Consider the following 290-nt stretch of genomic DNA (forward strand, 5'->3'; position numbering starts at 1 on the left):
TTATCATTTAAAAGTTTTTGTTAGCAGGTTATTTGAGCGGTAAATAGCTTGAATAGCAGCAAAAAAAGCCGCCTGCTGGCGGCATATATGGTTCAAAATAGCGTGAACGGTCAGCGGGCGTAACGCGGCGCTGGCTGAGATGCGCTCAGATGCGAGCTGAGCACCCGGCGTTCAGCCTCCCAGTTATCCCATTCGCTGCCTTCCTGTAACGCAGGAATGGTGACTTTCTCCCCGGCATCAAGGCCGACCAGCGCGGCATCCACCATGTCTTCCGTGCTCATCACCCAGCT

At 53.4% G+C, this 290-nt stretch carries 1 protein-coding gene; it reads right to left on the reverse strand.

Annotation, left to right across the window (positions count from 1 at the left end; genetic code table 11):
- Positions 1-110: 110 nt before the first annotated feature.
- Positions 111-290: hypothetical protein (locus GUI70_RS24150; protein ID WP_272952927.1), on the reverse strand; the 180-nt coding region annotated here is incomplete at its 5' end.

Source organism: Deinococcus alpinitundrae, assembly GCF_009982895.1.
In the GTDB taxonomy this organism is placed as follows: domain Bacteria; phylum Deinococcota; class Deinococci; order Deinococcales; family Deinococcaceae; genus Deinococcus; species Deinococcus alpinitundrae.